This window comes from Mesorhizobium sp. M0058 (assembly GCF_040323095.1).
Lineage (GTDB): Bacteria > Pseudomonadota > Alphaproteobacteria > Rhizobiales > Rhizobiaceae > Mesorhizobium.
On the sequence record NZ_JAMYUQ010000006.1, the window covers coordinates 241,144 to 256,733 of the forward strand.

General features: G+C 63.7%; 17 protein-coding genes. 13 read left to right on the forward strand and 4 right to left on the reverse strand.

Annotation, left to right across the window (positions count from 1 at the left end):
* The first annotated feature begins 3 nt into the window (after positions 1-3).
* From modB to NKJ75_RS12390, 3 genes are all read left to right on the forward strand, one after another.
* The gene (gene modB, locus NKJ75_RS12380; protein ID WP_023667413.1) at positions 4-708 is read left to right on the forward strand and encodes a molybdate ABC transporter permease subunit; all 705 of its coding nucleotides are present in this window, start codon (positions 4-6) and stop codon (positions 706-708) included.
* Positions 705-1,817 carry a molybdenum ABC transporter ATP-binding protein gene (gene modC, locus NKJ75_RS12385; RefSeq protein WP_023668327.1) on the forward strand — a complete coding sequence of 371 codons (1,113 nt, stop codon included), beginning with the start codon at positions 705-707 and terminating at the stop codon, positions 1,815-1,817. The genes modB and modC overlap by 4 nt, the downstream gene beginning before the upstream one ends.
* 69 nt (positions 1,818-1,886) lie before the next feature.
* Complete coding sequence (locus NKJ75_RS12390; RefSeq protein WP_023682094.1) at positions 1,887-2,228, forward strand: winged helix-turn-helix domain-containing protein; 342 nt, start codon at positions 1,887-1,889, stop codon at positions 2,226-2,228.
* Between the two features lie 202 nt (positions 2,229-2,430).
* Here the strand turns inward: NKJ75_RS12390 and cobF are convergent, their stop codons facing one another.
* Entirely contained in the window at positions 2,431-3,204 is a 774-nt protein-coding gene (gene cobF, locus NKJ75_RS12395; protein ID WP_023682093.1) for a precorrin-6A synthase (deacetylating), read from the reverse strand.
* Positions 3,205-3,351: 147 nt separating this feature from the next.
* Between cobF and NKJ75_RS12400 the strand changes: the two genes are divergently transcribed.
* The 6 genes from NKJ75_RS12400 to NKJ75_RS12425 all read left to right on the forward strand — a co-directional run bounded on the left by NKJ75_RS12400 (position 3,352) and on the right by NKJ75_RS12425 (position 9,043).
* Positions 3,352-4,368: a DUF4424 domain-containing protein gene (locus NKJ75_RS12400; protein ID WP_023682092.1), complete on the forward strand. Its 1,017-nt coding sequence runs from the start codon at positions 3,352-3,354 to the stop codon at positions 4,366-4,368.
* The gene (locus NKJ75_RS12405) at positions 4,368-4,886 is read left to right on the forward strand and encodes a dihydrofolate reductase (protein WP_023744629.1); all 519 of its coding nucleotides are present in this window, start codon (positions 4,368-4,370) and stop codon (positions 4,884-4,886) included. The genes NKJ75_RS12400 and NKJ75_RS12405 overlap by 1 nt, the downstream gene beginning before the upstream one ends.
* Positions 4,887-5,031: 145 nt before the next feature.
* Positions 5,032-6,141: an FtsH protease activity modulator HflK gene (gene hflK / locus NKJ75_RS12410; protein WP_023682090.1), complete on the forward strand. Its 1,110-nt coding sequence runs from the start codon at positions 5,032-5,034 to the stop codon at positions 6,139-6,141.
* The gene (gene hflC / locus NKJ75_RS12415) at positions 6,141-7,097 is read left to right on the forward strand and encodes a protease modulator HflC (protein ID WP_352499733.1); all 957 of its coding nucleotides are present in this window, start codon (positions 6,141-6,143) and stop codon (positions 7,095-7,097) included. Before hflK ends, hflC begins: the two co-directional genes overlap by 1 nt.
* Before the next feature lie 4 nt (positions 7,098-7,101).
* Positions 7,102-7,287 (forward strand): DUF2065 domain-containing protein, encoded by a 186-nt coding sequence (locus tag NKJ75_RS12420; RefSeq protein WP_023668333.1) that lies wholly within the window; start codon positions 7,102-7,104, stop codon positions 7,285-7,287.
* A 238-nt stretch (positions 7,288-7,525) separates the two neighbouring features.
* On the forward strand, positions 7,526-9,043 hold the full coding sequence (locus NKJ75_RS12425; RefSeq protein ID WP_023682088.1) for a DegQ family serine endoprotease: 1,518 nt from the start codon (positions 7,526-7,528) through the stop codon (positions 9,041-9,043).
* Between the two features lie 43 nt (positions 9,044-9,086).
* Here NKJ75_RS12425 and NKJ75_RS12430 read toward each other — a convergent pair whose 3' ends face one another.
* Positions 9,087-9,659 (reverse strand): GNAT family N-acetyltransferase, encoded by a 573-nt coding sequence (locus tag NKJ75_RS12430; RefSeq protein ID WP_023744631.1) that lies wholly within the window; start codon positions 9,657-9,659, stop codon positions 9,087-9,089.
* On the reverse strand, positions 9,656-10,543 hold the full coding sequence (gene serB / locus NKJ75_RS12435; RefSeq protein WP_023725332.1) for a phosphoserine phosphatase SerB: 888 nt from the start codon (positions 10,541-10,543) through the stop codon (positions 9,656-9,658). The genes NKJ75_RS12430 and serB overlap by 4 nt, the downstream gene beginning before the upstream one ends.
* Between serB and miaA the strand changes: the two genes are divergently transcribed.
* Together miaA and NKJ75_RS12445 are read left to right on the forward strand one after the other, a co-directional pair.
* Positions 10,533-11,516, forward strand: coding sequence for a tRNA (adenosine(37)-N6)-dimethylallyltransferase MiaA (gene miaA, locus NKJ75_RS12440; RefSeq protein ID WP_023833887.1), 984 nt, complete (start codon positions 10,533-10,535; stop codon positions 11,514-11,516). The genes serB and miaA overlap by 11 nt on opposite strands.
* A gap of 131 nt (positions 11,517-11,647) precedes the next feature.
* A complete protein-coding gene (locus tag NKJ75_RS12445; RefSeq protein WP_023744633.1) occupies positions 11,648-12,439 on the forward strand; it encodes a GGDEF domain-containing protein in 792 nt (263 codons plus the stop codon).
* A 277-nt stretch (positions 12,440-12,716) separates the two neighbouring features.
* On the opposite strand, the gene NKJ75_RS12450 is transcribed toward NKJ75_RS12445, so the two are convergent.
* Positions 12,717-14,549, reverse strand: a complete 1,833-nt coding sequence (locus NKJ75_RS12450; protein ID WP_352499734.1) for an ATP-binding protein — start codon at positions 14,547-14,549, stop codon at positions 12,717-12,719.
* A gap of 152 nt (positions 14,550-14,701) precedes the next feature.
* Here NKJ75_RS12450 and NKJ75_RS12455 point away from each other — a divergent pair, with 152 nt between their 5' ends.
* A complete protein-coding gene (locus NKJ75_RS12455) occupies positions 14,702-15,268 on the forward strand; it encodes a helix-turn-helix domain-containing protein (RefSeq protein ID WP_023705521.1) in 567 nt (188 codons plus the stop codon).
* A gap of 4 nt (positions 15,269-15,272) precedes the next feature.
* Positions 15,273-15,581: a hypothetical protein gene (locus NKJ75_RS12460; protein WP_023682084.1), complete on the forward strand. Its 309-nt coding sequence runs from the start codon at positions 15,273-15,275 to the stop codon at positions 15,579-15,581.
* Positions 15,582-15,590 lie beyond the last annotated feature (9 nt).

A 15,590-nucleotide genomic window follows, 5' to 3' on the forward strand; every position in this document is an offset into this window, starting at 1 on the left:
CGCATGAACTGGCTGCTGGACCTCACTCCCGACGAATGGAATGCGGTCCGGCTGTCGATCAAGGTGGCGACGGTGGCGATGCTGTTCAGCCTGCCGCCGGGCATCTTGATGGCGCTTTTGCTGGCCCGCGGAAAATTCTGGGGCAAGACGCTGCTCAACGGTGTGGTTCACCTGCCGTTGATCCTGCCGCCGGTGGTGACAGGTTATCTCTTGCTGCTTACCTTCGGCCGGCGCGGGCCGGCGGGAGCGTTCCTGGCCGAGCATTTCGGCATCGTCTTCTCGTTTCGCTGGACCGGCGCCGCACTGGCCTGCGGTATCATGGGCTTTCCCCTGATGGTGCGGGCGATCCGGCTGTCGATCGAGGCGGTCGACCGCAAAATGGAGGCAGCGGCGGGAACGCTCGGCGCCAACCCGATTTGGGTCTTCGCCACCATCACGCTGCCGCTGATCCTGCCCGGGCTGATCGCCGGCTCGATCCTGTCCTTCGCCAAGGCGATGGGCGAGTTCGGCGCCACCATCACCTTCGTCTCCAACATTCCCAACGAGACGCAGACGCTGCCTTCGGCGATCTACACCTTCACGCAGGTGCCTGGCGGCGATGACGGGGCGCTCAGGCTGACGCTGATCTCCATCGTCATCTCGATGGCCGCATTGGTCGCCTCGGAAGTGCTGGCGCGGCGCGTCGGCCGGCGGATGGACATCGAATGAGCGTGCTGGTGGACATCAGCCATCGGCTCGGCGGTTTCGCCGTCGACGCGCGTTTCGAAAGCGCCGGGCGGCTGACGGCGCTGTTCGGGCCATCGGGCTCCGGCAAGACGACGCTGATCAACGTGATCGCCGGCCTGATCCGGCCGACCAAGGGCCGTATCGCGGTCGACGGCTGTGTGCTGGTCGACACCGATGCCGGCATTTTCGTGCCGAAGCACAAGCGCCGGATCGGCATGGTGTTCCAGGACGCGCGGCTGTTTCCGCATATGAGCGTGGCCGGCAATCTGCGCTATGGCCGCTGGTTCACGCCACCGGCGGAGCGCTATGCGGATATCGACGCGGTCGTCGAACTGCTCGGCATCGGTCCTCTGCTCGACCGGCGACCGGCAAAGCTCTCGGGCGGCGAGAAGCAGCGCGTGGCGATCGGCCGGGCGCTGCTTGCCAGCCCGAAACTGCTGTTGATGGACGAGCCGCTGGCCTCGCTCGACGATGCGCGCAAAGCCGAGATCCTGCCCTATATCGAGCGGCTGCGCGACGAGACCAAGCTGCCCATCGTATATGTCAGCCACTCCGTCGCCGAGGTGGCGCGGCTGGCCAGCGACGTGGTGGTGATGGCGCAAGGCAAGGTCGCTGCCTCAGGCCCGACCGGCGCGATCATGCAACGGCTCGAATTGCTGCCGGCGGAGGAACGCGGCGAGGGCGGCGCGGTTCTCGACACCAAGGTGCTGCGCCATGATGAGATCTTCGGGATGACCGTGCTCGGCTCGGCGGCGGGCGAAATCCGGGTGCCGCAATTGGCGGTCTCGGTCGGCGCGCCTGTGCGCATCCGAATCCGCGCCCGCGACGTGATGATAGCCACCGAACAGCCGAAAGGTCTCAGTGCGCTCAACATCCTGCCGGGCGCCATCGTCGCAATCGGCTCGGGCGAGGGGCCGACGGTCGAAATCGGCATCGACTGCAATGGCGCAACCGTGCTTGCGCGCATTACCGAACAATCCAGGCAGGTACTGAACCTTCAACTCGGCGGCAAGGTGTTCGCGGTGATCAAGACGGTCAGTTTCGACCGTGCCAACACCGGCGCCGGCCTGCCGGCCGAAGCGGATGGCTGATAGCCGCTATATCGTTTTGGAATAGCGCTATGGGTCGAGAGGGGCTAGTGTGACTGTGGAGGACAAGAGATGCCGTCGCTGAGCCTGCGGATAAATCTCGATCCGGACGGGCGCATAGGTCCGGGCAAGATCGAATTGCTGGAGCAGATCGACACTTTCGGCTCGATCTCGGCTGCGGCACGCGGCATGGAGATGTCCTACAAGCACGCCTGGGATCTGGTGGAAGATATGAACCGTGTGTTCGGCAAGCCACTGGTCGCGGCGCAGACCGGCGGCAAAAAGGGCGGCGGCGCACAGCTGACCTCAGTTGGCCTTGCAGTTGTCAGCCGTTTTCGCGCTATCGAGCGCGCTGCGGCGGCAGCGGCGGCCACGCATATGGACGCCTTGCAGGCGGAGATTGATGCTGGGTGAGGGTTGAAGCTTGCGATCCGTCACACCCCCCTCTGTCCTGCCGGACATCTCCCCCGCAAGGGGGGAGATCAGCTAGCCCGTAGACGGGCGCTAATCTGTTAGGCGATTGGCGAAATCCTCCGTGACGGCCAATCTCCCCACTAGAGGGGGAGATGTCCGGCAGGACAGAGGGGGGCGCGAAGGAACTCGACCTTTGAGCGCGCTATTCCTCGGGCTCTCCTGCTTTACGCAGCAGATAGGTGTCCATGATCCAGCCCTTTCTTTTCCGGGCTTCTTCTCTCGTCCTCTCAATCTCCTCGCCGACATCACCCAGGCGACCGGAAACGATGATCTCGTCCGGTGTGCCGAGATAGGCGCCCCAATGGATGATCAGATCCTTGTCTGCCAGCGTGTTGAAGGCGCATTTGCCGTCGAGCATGACCACGGCGCTGCCGGCATTGTGCGGCATGCCTTGTTCGGCGAGGCGGCGGCCGGTGGTGATCAGCACGGGGTCGCCGATGCGGTTCAGCGCCATCTTGTGGCCGGCGGCTAGCGCCTGGACGGCGGTGATGCCGGGAATGACCTCCAGTTCGAATGCGACATTGCCCCTCAGTCGTACGCGCGCGAGGATGCGCAGCGCGCTGTCATAGAGCGAGGGGTCGCCCCAGATCAGGAAGGCGCCGCAGCCGTCCTCGGCAAGGTCGTCGCGGACCAGGCTCTCATAAATCTGGGCGATGGCCTCGTGCCAGTCATCGACGGTCGAGCGATAGGAAGGCGCCGGCTCGGCGCGCACCGGCACGTCGAACTCGACGCGGCGCGATTTCGGATTGCTGACGAAACGGTCGCAGATATGGCGGCGCAATTCGGCAAGGTCGTTCTTCTTCGCCCCCTTGTCGGGGATAAACAGGACGTCCGCCCGGTTTAGGCCTGATATGGCCTGCACGGTCATATGGTCGGGATTGCCGGCGCCGATGCCGATGACGAGAAGCTTGCGCATGACGCGAACTCCTGCCCGATCGAAACCTGTTAGTCCAGACCGCCGATTGGCGTGTCCAGACACTGTGGCGTCCTGCTGGGAGACGGAAGGCTTTGAAACGCCACATTGAAACGGCTAGGGTCGCGGCATTCTTGGCGAGGGGCTTCGATGTTGCAATATGTTCTGTCCGTAGCGCTGGCGCTTTTAGCTGTGCCCGCGCTGGCCAATGATACGACCGCCGAACTCGGCACAGGTGGCCTGATCCTGTCGCGTAGCGACGCGGTGTCGATGCAAAGCGAGGACCTCTATATCTCGCCGGAAAAGATCACGGTCGACTACGTCTTCCACAACAACACCGACAAGGATGTAAATGCCATCGTCGCTTTTCCGCTGCCGGACATCGAAGGCAATCCGGAGGAAATGCCGGCCATCCCGGAAAACCAGAGCGACAATTTCCTTGGCTTCGAGGTGACGATCGACGGAGCGCCGGCAAAGCCGCAGCTCGAGCAGAAAGTGTTTGCTGTCGGCATCGATATCGGCGCCGATCTGAAGGCGCAGAACGTGCCGTTCAATCCGTTCGGCGATGCGGCCAAGGCGGCCCTGGCGAAGCTGCCGAAAACGGTCGCCGAGGATTGGGAAAACCGCGGCATCATCATCGAGGATACGGGCAGCGACGGTACCGAGGCGAACAAGGTCTATACGCCGTGGTGGCAGTTGCGCTCGACCTATTGGTGGCGCGCGATATTTCCGGCCAACAAGGATGTCCACGTCTCGCACCGCTACAAACCGAGCGTCGGCGGCACGTCATCGGTGAGTTTCTTCTATGACGGCAAGTTCACCGAGGGCAGCCAGTACACGAACTACAAGACCCGCTACTGCATGGACGACAGCTTCGAGAATGCGGTGCGGCAGGCCGCCAAGGCCGACGGTTATCCGCATTTTTACGAGAACCGCATTGCCTATATCCTGACCACCGGCGGCAACTGGGCCAATGGCAGCATCGGCAAGTTCAAGCTGACCGTCGACAAGGGCAACCCGAAAGCGCTGATCTCGTTTTGCGGCGGCAATGTCAAGAAGGTTGGGCCGACGACCTTCGAGACGAAGGCGCAGGATTTCTATCCCGAGCACAACATCGACATATTGCTTTTGGAGCCGTCGGATGACGGCGCCGGGGAAGCCAACTGATGGACGTCGCAATCTATGTCGCCATTGCTCAGAACGGCGTCATCGGGCGCGACGGCGGCTTGCCGTGGCGGCTGTCCACCGATCTCAAGCGCTTCAAGGCCGATACGATGGGCAAGCCCGTCATCATGGGCCGCAAGACTTATGAAGGCATCGGCCGGCCGCTGCCGGGCCGATTGAACATCGTGGTGACCCGCGACAAGGCCTGGCGCGCCGAGGGCATCGAGGTGGCGCACTCGCTGGAAGCCGCGATCCAGCTGGCCACGGTGCGCGGGCGTTGCATGGCCGGCGTCGACGAAATCTGCGTCATCGGTGGCGGCGAGATCTATGCGCAGGCGCTACCGCTGGCAGACCGGCTGCACGTCACCCATGTGCTGGCGACGGTCGATGGCGACGCGCATTTTCCCGACATAGATCCGGATTTGTGGCGCCTTGTCAGCGCTCAGGACGTTCCGGCCGGTGAAAAGGACAGCCATGCGACGCGCTATTCGGTTTACGAGCGACGCCGCGGCGTGCATTGAGACGATAAAAGGGTCGCGAACGTCCAAAACGGACATGCTCGGCAGCGGATCGCGTTGAAAGCGCATCGCTGCGTCCCTATAGAAGAACAACTGGATTTTGCGCCGCAACGTCGGCGCTGAGGGAATCCCAAGCGAAAGGACATTCATGCCCTGGAACGACAAGAGCGGCGGCGGCGGCCCATGGGGCGGCGGCGGCAACAATCAGGGACCCTGGGGGCAGGGACCGAAGGGGCCTAGCGGCCCGCCGGGGTCACCTCCCGATCTCGAAGACATCATCCGCCGCGGCCAGGACCGGCTGCGGCGCGCGCTGCCCGGTGGTGGCGGCGCCAGCCCGGCCGTCTTTGCGCTGATCGCAGCGGCTCTGATCGTGCTGTGGGCGTTCAAGGCGGTCTACACCGTGCAGCCGGACGAGGTTGCGGTCGAGCTGCGCTTCGGCAAGCCGAAGGCGGAGCTGTCGCAGCCAGGTCTGCATTTCCATTGGTGGCCCGTCGAAACCGTCGAGACGGCCAACATCGCCGAACAACTCGTCGATATCGGTGGTGGCGGCGCGACGAGCGGCAACTCGTCGGGGCTGATGCTTACCGGCGACCAGAACATCGTCAACGTCCAGTTTTCGGTGGCCTACCAGGTCTCCGATCCCCGGGCCTATCTGTTCGACGTCTCCGACCCAGAAGGCATGCTGCAGCAGGTCGCAGAGAGCGCCATGCGCGAAGCGGTCGGCCGGCGACCGGCCCAGGACATCTTCCGCGACGACCGTCAGGGCATCGCCGCGTCGGTGCGTGAAATCATCCAGACGACGCTGGACGGCTACAAGGCCGGCCTGAATGTCAACGCGGTTTCGATCGAGGACGCGGCGCCGCCGCGTGAAGTGGCCGACGCGTTCGACGAAGTGCAGCGCGCCGAGCAGGACGAAGACAAGTTCGTCGAGCAGGCCAACCAGTATTCCAACCAGAAGCTTGGCCAGGCGCGTGGCGCCGCGGCGCAGATCCGCGAGGACGCGGCAGCCTACAAGAACCGTGTCGTCCAGGAAGCCGAAGGTGAGGCGCAGCGCTTCATCTCGGTCTATGACGAATACGCCAAGGCGCCCGATGTTACGCGCCGGCGGCTTTATCTGGAAACGATGGAGAAGGTGCTGAAGGATTCCAACAAGGTGATCGTCGAACAGGGCAATGGGCAAGGGGTCGTTCCCTATCTGCCGCTGCCGGCACTGCAACCGAAGGCGCCGCCGCCTGCGACCACGGGAGGAGCCCAGTGATGGCCAATCGTCATCCCATCATCGCGGTCATCGCGGCCGTGCTTCTGTTCCTGCTCTACTCCTCGGTCTTCGTGGTCAACGCGCGCCAGCAGGCGCTCGTGCTGCGGTTCGGCGAGATCGTCGACGTCAAGAATGAACCCGGCATCTATTTCAAGGCGCCTTTCGCCTTCTTCGACGCCGACAGCGTGCAGTTGATCGAAAACAGGGTGCTGCGCTTCGATCTCGACAACATCCGCGTCCAGGTTTCGGGCGGCAAGTTCTACGAGGTCGACGCTTTCATCGCGTACCGCATCTCGGATCCGCGCGTGTTCCGCTCAGCCGTGTCCGGTCAGATCACACTGGCCGAAGCACGACTGAGGACGCGTCTCGATGCGGCGCTGCGCCGTGTCTACGGTCTGCGCGACTTCGAGGCGGCGCTTTCGGAAGAGCGGGCCGTGATGATGCGCGAAGTGCGCGATCAGCTTCGGCCCGACGCCACCTCGCTCGGCCTGCAGATCGAGGATGTGCGCATCCGCCGAACCGATCTGACGGCCGAGGTTTCGCAGCAGACCTTCGACCGCATGAAGGCCGAACGTTTGGCCGAGGCCGAACGGCTGAGGGCACGCGGCAAAGAGGCCGCGCAGCGCATCACCGCCCGCGCCGACCGCGAAGTGGTGGAAATCGTCGCCGAAGCGCGCAAGGAATCGGAAATCCTGCGTGGTGAAGGTGAAGCCCAGCGCAGCGCGACCTTTGCCGACGCCTACAAACGCGATCCGGCGTTCTTCGACTTCTACCGGTCGATGAATGCCTATGGCACGGCGCTGGACAACTCCGGGACGACGATGGTGCTGTCGCCGAACTCGGAGTTCTTCCGCTTCTTCCGCAATCCGGACGGGACGGACGCGAAGCCGGCGGCGCCTGCGGCTCCGGCGACGGCACCTGCCGCGCCGGCTGCACAACCTGCACCCGCCCAGTAGGGCGGTGCAGGATTTCCTTGCGGCCATAGGCCTGGTCCTCGTTGTCGAGGGCCTGGTCTATGGCGGCTTTCCCGGCCTTGCCAAACGTCTTGCCGGCGAAGTGCTGTCGACGCCGGAAATTGCGCTGCGCATCGTCGGGCTGGTGGCGATCGCCATCGGCGTCGGCATCGTCTGGTTGGTGCGTGGCTGAAGACCGCTGATCTGCAATTCCAGGAAAGTGTGAGCGGTTTTCCGTCCGGAATTGCGTAAAAGCAAAGGGATTGAACGGTTCGCCGTTTCCGCGAAACGGCGAACCGCTCTAAGGTGTAACGGAGGATTTATCCTCCTGATGTGGCCATAGCCGCAAACGTGCCGTATTTCTTGCCAACATGACGCGACGCGGCGTTTTGCCGAAGCGCTTTTTCTTTTCAGATTCCGGGAGGCTTTCGATGACATCCAACACCCTTCTGCGCGCGGCGCGGCGGACGTTCATCGCAGGTGCTGCGGCACTTATGGTCGGCGCGCTTGCCGTTCCGGCTTTCGTGACGCCGACGGTGGCCGCGGACGGACCGGCTTCGGTTGCCGACCTCGCCGAAGGCCTGCTCGGTGCGGTGGTCAACATCTCGACCTCGCAGACCGTGAAGGGCACGGAAGGTCCGGGCGCGGTGCCGATGCCGCAGCTGCCGGAGGGTTCGCCGTTCCAGGATTTCTTCGACGACTTCTTCAAGAACCGTGGCGGCGACAAGGATGGCGGCGCGCAAAAGGTGCAGTCGCTGGGCTCCGGCTTCGTAGTCGACGCCGAGCAAGGCATTGTCGTCACCAACAACCACGTCATCGCCGATGCAGACGATATCGAGGTGAATTTCTCCGACGGCGTGACGCTGAAGGCGACGCTGGTCGGCACCGACACCAAGACCGACGTGGCGGTGCTCAAGGTCGACCCGAAGGGCCACAAGCTGACGGCGGTGAAATTCGGCGATTCCAACAAGATGCGCGTCGGCGACTGGGTGATGGCGATCGGCAATCCGTTCGGCCTTGGCGGCACGGTGACGGTCGGCATCGTCTCGGCCCGCAACCGCGACATCAATTCCGGCCCCTACGACGACTTCATCCAGACCGACGCCGCCATCAACCGCGGCAATTCCGGCGGGCCGCTGTTCAACAGCCTGGGCGAGGTCATCGGTATCAACACGGCGATCATCTCGCCGTCGGGCGGCTCGATCGGCATCGGTTTCTCCATCCCCTCGCAGCTTGCCTCGGGCGTCGTCGACCAGCTGCGCCAGTTCGGCGAGACCCGTCGCGGCTGGCTCGGCGTGCGCATCCAGCCGGTGACCGACGACATCGCCGAGAGCCTCGGCATGGCGACCGCCAAGGGCGCGCTGGTGGCCGGCGTCATCAAGGGCGGACCGGTCGACAACGGCACAATTCTCGCCGGCGACGTCATCATCAAGTTCGATGGCAAGGACATCCATGAAATGCGCGACCTGCCGCGCGTCGTGGCGGAAAGCCCGGTCGGCAAGGCGGTCGACGTGATCATCGTGCGCAAGGGCGTCGAGCAGACGGTGAAGGTGACGCTCGGCCGGCTTGAGGACGGCGAGAAGGTCGCTGCCGGTGAGGACGGCACTACCGATGAGGACAAGGGCGGCGACAAGGCGCCCGCGGTCTCCACGGCCTCGGTGCTCGGCATGACCGTCGGCGAGCTCAATGACGACACACGGAAAAAATTCGGCATCGCGGCCGACGTCTCCGGCGTCGTCATCACCGACGTCACCAAGGATTCGGCCGCCGCCGAGCGCGGCATCCAGGCCGGCGAGGTGATCACCGAAATCGCCCAGGAATCGGTCGCGACCCCGAAGGACGTGATGGACCGGATCGGCGCGCTGAAGGAGCAGGGCCGCAAGAATGCGCTCTTGATGCTGGCGTCCAAGACAGGCGAGTTGCGCTTCGTGACGATCCGGATGGATTGAGTCCGGAAAGCCCCATAACCGATTGTCTTCAGGGAAAGGGCGGCTAGCGAGCCGCCCTTTTTCGTGCCTGCCAGTCCGTGCGCGACAGTTTGTAGAGGACATGCCGCTTGAGGTGCGGGTGGCTGTCAGGGATGGATGGGTGATCGAAATCGCGAGCCGGGTCAGGGCTCATGCCAAGACGCTCCATGACGGCCGTCGAGCGGCGGTTGGCCGCGACGGCGAAGGAGACGATCTCGTCGCGGTCAAGCGTTTCGAAGCCAAAGGCGAGCCAGGCTTCGGAGGCCTCCGTGACATAGCCCTTGCGCCAGAATTCCGGCGCCAACCGCCAGCCGATCTCGATCGTATCGGAAGGCAGGGACGGCACGTGATCGGTCTTTAAGAGACCGACGAAGCCGATGCATTCCCCAGTCGCGGCGATCTCGGCGGCGGCAAAACCAAAGCCGTCCTCGGCGATCCAGCCCCGAAACTCGTCCATCTTGGCATCCGTCTCGGCGCGGTCGCGGCGGAACGGAAAGAATTCCATCACCCGCTCGTCCGAATTGATGCGGTGGAAGAGTTCGCGATCGCGGTCTTCCCAGTTGCGCAGGATGAGGCGCTCGGTGCGCATCGGTTTCATTGGGCGAACTCTTCCTGGCGGTAGCCCTGGAGATAAAGCAGCGCGGTGAGATCGCCATGGTCGATGCGGACCTTGGCTTCGGCAGCAACGGCCGGCTTGGCGTGGAGCGCGACACCGGTGCCGGCCAGGCGGATCATGTCGAGGTCGTTGGCGCCGTCGCCGACCGCAATCGCATCGAATGGCGTCAGGCCGAGGCGGGCCGAGATATCGTTCAGCGCATCGGCCTTGGCGGCGCGGCCGAGGATCGGCTCGGCGACCAGGCCGGCAAAGCGCCCGTTCTCCTCGATCAGGCGGTTGGCACGGTTTTCCTCGAAGCCGAGCATGGCGGCGACACGGCTGGTGAAGACGTCGAAGCCGCCGGAGACAAGCGCCGTCCAGGCGCCATTGGCGCGCATCGTCTGCACCAGAGCGCGGCCGCCCGACGCCAGCGTCAGGCGGTTCGCGATGATGCGGTCGACGACGGCGGCATCGAGGCCTTTCAGCAGCGCCACGCGTTCACGCAGCGCCGGCTCGAAAGCGATCTCGCCGTTCATCGAGCGTGCGGTGATGGCGGCGACGCGGTCCTTGACGCCGATCTCGTCGGCGAGTTCGTCGATGCATTCCTGGTCGATCATGGTTGAATCCATATCGGCAAGCAGGATTGTCTTGCGGCGGCTTTCGGCCTGCTGAACGATCACGTCGACCGGCTCTGAACCAAGTGCTGTGCGCAAGGCCGCACTTGCCTCAGCGGCTTCTGCCCCCTCGGGCAACACCAGATCGCAGGCGACGCCTTCGCCCAGCCAGCGAACAGCGCTTGCGCCGACCGACCGTGAGGCCATATTCGCAAGCGAGGCCGACATCGCGCGGCGGACGGGGTGAGACACAAGCGTGGCAATGAGCGGCATCGAGACTTCCAAGCAGCTAGGCGAGGGCGGGCAGGCGGGCGAGGGCCGCGTGAAGAACGCGATCCTGATAGCCGGGCCGACCGCCAGCGGCAAGTCGGCGCTGGCGCTCGATCTCGCCGAACGCAAGGGCGGTGTCATCGTCAACACCGATTCCATGCAAGGCTACTCGGTGCTCGACGTGCTGACGGCGCGGCCGAATGCCGCCGATCTCGCCCGCGCGCCGCACTTTCTCTATGGCCACGTGCATCCCTCGACCGCCTATTCCACCGGCGCCTGGCTGCGCGACGTGATGAAGCTGATCGATGACGGCACGCTTGCCCGGCGACCCGATGGCGCCGGCTTCGAACGTCCGGTGATTTTCGTCGGGGGCACCGGGCTCTATTTTCGCGCACTTGCCGAGGGCATTTCGGAAATGCCCGACATTCCGCAGCAGGTACGCGACCGCTGGCGCTACGAGTTAAAGGAGCAAGGCGCAGCCAAGCTGCACCGCATCCTGATGCATGAAGATTCGGCGGTCGCCATGCAGCTGAAGCCGACCGACGGCCAGCGCATCGTGCGGGCGCTGGAGGTGCTCGACGCATCCGGCCGCTCCATCCTAGAATGGCAGGCAGCGCGCGGCCGGCCGCTGATCGACCGCGACAGCGCTCGGTTCTTCGTTATCGAGCCGGACCGCGCCCCCCTTGTCGAGCGGATCGAAACAAGGTTCGACCGCATGCTCGATCTCGGCGCGCTCGATGAGGTCAAACGGCTTGCGGCGCTTGGCCTCGATCCCGACCTGCCGGCGATGAAGGCGATCGGCGTTCGCGAACTTTCGGCTGCCATGGCGGGTGACATCAGCTTTCCTCAGGCCATCGCGCGCTGCAAGGCAGCGACGCGGCAATATGCCAAACGGCAAACGACGTGGTTTCGCCATCAGCTGGGACCGGAATGGCTGAGATTGCAGCCCGGCGACGGCCTGCAAGCCGTGATTTGATTTTCGTGCTGCTGATACAATTAAAGAAACAGAAGTAGGAATGAACATTCCCGCTCCGGTTGTCTGGATTAACCGTCCGTAAGGCGCCGGCATGCCATAGATCCGGGGGGTACTTTTCCAACGGGGAGCAGATGCGTTTCCACAAGGCGGAATCCGCATTTTTCGTCTTTATTTTCGTGATCCTGGCCGCAGGCCTGGTGACGCTTTATGCCTATGGTCAATTGCAGTCCATCGCGGTCGGTCACGATGCGACGTCCCGGGTCGAGAGGATCGCCTATCTCAACACGCTGCTGTTTGTCACCGGGGTGCTGCTGGCGACAGCGCTGTTCTTCGGCGTGTTCTTCATCTACCCGCTGATTCGTAGGCAGGCCACGGAAGAGGGCAAGCTGCGCGCCATGACGGTTTCGCTCAGCGCCCGCTCGGAAACGCTGCAACATGCGGCATTGACCGACGGCCTTACCGGCATGCAGAACCGGCGCTATTTCGATGATGCGCTGAAGGAATATCTCGAGGAATTCCGCCGCATCGAAAAGCCCGTCGGGCTCATGATCCTCGACCTCGATCATTTCAAGCAGGTCAACGACACGCATGGCCACGATGTCGGCGACGAGGTGCTTAGGGCAGTCGCCAATTGCCTCAAAGGCATGACGCGCTACCACGATGTGGTGGCGCGGCTTGGGGGCGAGGAGTTCGCCGTCGTTACGCCCAACATGGATGCGGAGTTGTTGGGGAAGTTCGCCGAACGCATCCGCAAAGCGATTGCCAACATGTCGGTGCTGTCGGGCAATGTCCGCCTCAAGATCACCACCAGCGTCGGACTAGCCGTCTGGGATCGGAAGGAAACCGCCGAGGAATTCTACCGCCGCGCCGACCGCCAGCTCTACGAGGCGAAGAGGCAAGGCCGCAACCGCGTCTGCGCCTGAAATCCCGGCATTAAATTCGTGAGGCTGGCCGTTTGATGCCGTCTTCTGCGCTTCCGGCCTTCGCCGGCCGAAGCACTCATGAGGTGGTGGCGGCAGCTATGGCTACGGCCGGCGTAGGCCGGTGCTCACGGACTCAATGTCCGCTCCGCTCCGGTTCTCGAGGTCGACACCGACCGACTCAGCCTGACGAATTTTCTGGCGTGATTTACCCAAGCTGGCTGACGAAGCTGATCTCGGAAGTTGACGCGGCTTGCCGGTGGCCAGAAGGGTGTGCAGGCTAATCGTTCTGCGGGCGCATGCCGAAGGTTGTGGGCTTGAGGCCGTAGCGCAGGTCGAAATCGTCGTCCGGCTGGACGCGCTGGGCGGTCGCCGGCTTGCGGTAATCGGGATCGCCGGCCTGGCGGCCGGAATCCACTGCTTCGGCGAAGGCCATCTGCTGCTGCGGTTTCGGGACGTTGCGCAGCCGCTCGACGATGGCGGCGAGATCGACGTCGTTGCCGTCCTGCGAGAACTCGTCCTGCTCTCGCTTGGCGGTGCCGGGGATCAGGTTCTCCGCCAGTTTTTCGAAGTTCAGCCGCATGGTCGTCGCCACGCCTTCACCGAAGGCGATGGCTTCGCGCTGGCCCATGGAGGACAGGAAGGCCAGCGTCGAGGCGGAGGAATCGGCGATCGCCGAGCGGATGATCGCCTGGTCCTGCTCATTGGCCAGCCGCATTGCGAAGAAGGTCGAGCATTGCGACAGGATGGTCGGATCGAGTTCACCCGGGCGCTGGGTGACGACGCCGAGATAGCAGCCATATTTGCGGCCTTCCTTGGCGATGCGCGACAGTGCATGCCTTGTCGGGGCGAAGCCAAGGCGTGGATCGGCCGGCATATAGCGGTGTGCTTCCTCGCACAGCAGCAACAGCTTCAGCCGGCCCTCGCTCCACAGCGCAAGGTCGAAGGCGAGCCGAGCCAGCACCGAACAGACGGAGTTGACCACTTCGGACGGCATGCCGGCCATCTCGAAGCAGGTCACCGGGCGGCCATGATGCGGCACACGGAAAATATTGCCGATCGTCTCGTGGATCGTGTCCTCGATCAGCCGCGAATTGAACATGAAGCGATAGCGCGGGTCGGACGCGGCGGACTCGATGCGCGTCTTCAGCGATTTCAGCGTCGGGCGGTCGTTCTTGCTTTCCAAGAGGCCCATGCGCTCGTCGATCTGCTTGATGAGATCGACCATGCGGTAGGGCACCGGCGTGTCGGCGGTCAGCGCATCGCTGCCGCGGCGCACGTAAGAGCCTGAACTCGGATTGCGATAGAGGTTCTTGGCGGCGGGGATCAGGTCGCGCAGGACATCGACTTCTTCCGGCACGACCTCTCGGCCGCGAAACAGCACTTCGGCGAATTCTTCAAGCCTGAACATCCAGAACGGCAGGTCAAGCGTCTTGGAATCGACCCGGACGCAGAACTCAGGCAGGGACGCCGCGAATTCATTGTGCGGATCGAGAATGAGGATTCGCAGATCGGGCCGGGCGGCGATCGATTTGCGCAGCAGCAGCGAGATGGCGGTGGATTTGCCGACGCCGGTTGTGCCGACAACGGCAAAATGGCGCGCCAGCGTGTCGTCGATAGCGATGTTGGCGTCGATCGACTCATCCTGCGACAGCGTACCGATGGTGATCGAATGACGCCCGGCGAGATCGTAGATCGCCTGCAGATCACGGGTACGGATGCGGTGCGCTATGGCGCCGATATGAGGATAGGTGGTGATGCCGCGGTCGAACACCGGTTTGGCCCCCGGTTCGGCGCCGTCGCGCACTTCGCCGATCAGCTCGACGCTGACCTCGATGGGGTTTTGTCCCTCATTGCTCCAGGCGCGATCCGACTTGCCGATTTCGTAGACCAGACCAACGGTGCGCGATGTCCCGAGATTGATGGAGATCATCTTGCCGACGGTCCACAGGCCGGTGACCGCGCCTTCGATGTCGTCGGCATAGGCGCTGATGGTGGCGCGCGCACCGTCGCACTGCACGACGTTGCCGAGAATGCGCTTGTCGCTCTGCTCTGCGCGGCGGCGCTCCTGCGAGGTCGGTTCGCCGACGGAGGCTTCGCGCTCGACAAACATACGATCCGATCCCCATTCCCGTGGAGCCTGGATCCTACACAGACGGGGTTAAGGTGGCGTGATGCGGGATGGTGTAGCAGCGGTTAACCCGTCAGCGAAAATTCAACCGGCCGACCTCTTTTCCGAATCCAAATATTCGATATATTGGACGAATGACTGATATAGCGAATGACATGTCGGCCACGATAGGCAGACGAATCCACGCCGAAAGAGCCTTGCGGGACTGGTCGTTGGCCGACCTGGCGAACCGCTCCGGCGTCTCCAAAGCCATGCTCAGCACTATCGAGCGCGGCATGACCAGCCCGACGGCCGCGCTGCTGGTGCGCATCGCCGCTGCTTTCGGCATGACGCTGTCGACGCTGATAGCACGCGCCGAGCAGCAAGGTGGCGGCCTGCTGCGCGAGAGTGAGCAGCCGGTTTGGCGCGACCCCGGTACGGGCTATGTCCGTCGGCATCTGTCGCCGGTTTCAGACACGCCGCTCGAATTGATCCGGGTGCAACTGCCGGCTGGCGCCAGTGTGAGTTTCCCGGCGGCGTCCTATGCCTTCATCAAGCAGCAGATGTGGCTGATCTCCGGGCGGCTCGAATTCACCGAGGGTGATATGGTGCATAGTCTCGAGCCCGGCGACTGCCTGGCGCTCGGCGCGCCGTCGGACTGCACGTTCCATGCCGTCGGGCAGCTGCCCGCCGACTATCTGGTCGCGCTGGTCAGGGGCTGAAATCGTGGCAAGACGTCCCAAGCGCTCCGACAATGGCGGACCGCCGCTCGATGATTACAAGGGCCCGCCATGGGGCAAGGGCGATCCCTACATCTTCCTGGCCTGGCAGGCAGCGCATGCCAAGGCGTGGAAGGCGCCAAGCCGTGACGTGATGCTGATGCGCATGGAAAAGGCCGAGCGGCTTGGCCTGACCTATGAGGAATACACGCTCGAAATCCTCGAACGCGGGCTGCATCTGCAGCCGAAAGACACCGATCGCATCGCCGCGATCAAGGCGAGACGAAAACGGCGCCGCGTCGCGCGTCTGGATTAGCAAGGGAAG

Coding starts and splice junctions, on each gene's coding strand:
- cobF (WP_023682093.1), bottom strand. CDS start 3,204: ATGCGCAAGCTTCTCGTCATCGGCATCGGCGCCGGCAATCCCGACCAT.
- NKJ75_RS12405 (WP_023744629.1), top strand. CDS start 4,368: ATGGACGTCGCAATCTATGTCGCCATTGCTCAGAACGGCGTCATCGGG.
- NKJ75_RS12390 (WP_023682094.1), top strand. CDS start 1,887: ATGCCGTCGCTGAGCCTGCGGATAAATCTCGATCCGGACGGGCGCATA.
- miaA (WP_023833887.1), top strand. CDS start 10,533: ATGAGCGGCATCGAGACTTCCAAGCAGCTAGGCGAGGGCGGGCAGGCG.
- hflK (WP_023682090.1), top strand. CDS start 5,032: ATGCCCTGGAACGACAAGAGCGGCGGCGGCGGCCCATGGGGCGGCGGC.
- NKJ75_RS12400 (WP_023682092.1), top strand. CDS start 3,352: ATGTTGCAATATGTTCTGTCCGTAGCGCTGGCGCTTTTAGCTGTGCCC.
- NKJ75_RS12450 (WP_352499734.1), bottom strand. CDS start 14,549: ATGTTTGTCGAGCGCGAAGCCTCCGTCGGCGAACCGACCTCGCAGGAG.
- NKJ75_RS12425 (WP_023682088.1), top strand. CDS start 7,526: ATGACATCCAACACCCTTCTGCGCGCGGCGCGGCGGACGTTCATCGCA.
- hflC (WP_352499733.1), top strand. CDS start 6,141: ATGGCCAATCGTCATCCCATCATCGCGGTCATCGCGGCCGTGCTTCTG.
- modB (WP_023667413.1), top strand. CDS start 4: ATGAACTGGCTGCTGGACCTCACTCCCGACGAATGGAATGCGGTCCGG.
- NKJ75_RS12445 (WP_023744633.1), top strand. CDS start 11,648: ATGCGTTTCCACAAGGCGGAATCCGCATTTTTCGTCTTTATTTTCGTG.
- NKJ75_RS12455 (WP_023705521.1), top strand. CDS start 14,702: ATGACTGATATAGCGAATGACATGTCGGCCACGATAGGCAGACGAATC.
- modC (WP_023668327.1), top strand. CDS start 705: ATGAGCGTGCTGGTGGACATCAGCCATCGGCTCGGCGGTTTCGCCGTC.
- NKJ75_RS12430 (WP_023744631.1), bottom strand. CDS start 9,659: ATGAAACCGATGCGCACCGAGCGCCTCATCCTGCGCAACTGGGAAGAC.
- serB (WP_023725332.1), bottom strand. CDS start 10,543: ATGCCGCTCATTGCCACGCTTGTGTCTCACCCCGTCCGCCGCGCGATG.